Below are 380 nucleotides of genomic sequence, written 5' to 3'. Positions count from 1 at the left end.
TAGAAAAGTGTATTCCAAGTGTTCTCCAAAGTGATTATCCCAGAGACAAAATGGAAATAATATTGGTAGATAATGGATCAACTGATGGAAGCGCTGATTTTGCAAGGAGTTTACTCCAAAAAGAGCAGATTAACTTCAAAATAATCGAAAATAATGAAAATAAGGGATGGTCTCCAGCTAACAACCAAGGAGCTAGAGTAGCAACTGGTGAAATACTCTTGTTTTTAAGCAATGACATGGAAGTTGACAAAAACTGGATTAAAGAAATAGTCAAAATATTCTCTTTAGACCCGAAGGCTGGAGTGGTTCAATGTAACTCTATCTCTATGTGGGATAGAAAAACACTGGACTCTGGCATGAACTACCTTGATAGATTTGGA

Annotated in this window: 1 protein-coding gene; it reads left to right on the top strand. The window is 36.3% G+C overall.

Annotated elements, in window-relative coordinates:
- A partial coding sequence (locus E3E28_RS11075; protein ID WP_167915479.1) for a glycosyltransferase occupies positions 1 to 380 on the top strand: 380 nt, incomplete at both ends.

It is taken from the genome of Thermococcus sp. 21S9 (assembly GCF_012027635.1).
Classification (GTDB): domain Archaea; phylum Methanobacteriota_B; class Thermococci; order Thermococcales; family Thermococcaceae; genus Thermococcus.
The sequence above is the reverse complement of the archived record's forward strand: the minus strand, read 5'-3'. Positions and strand labels throughout refer to the sequence as shown.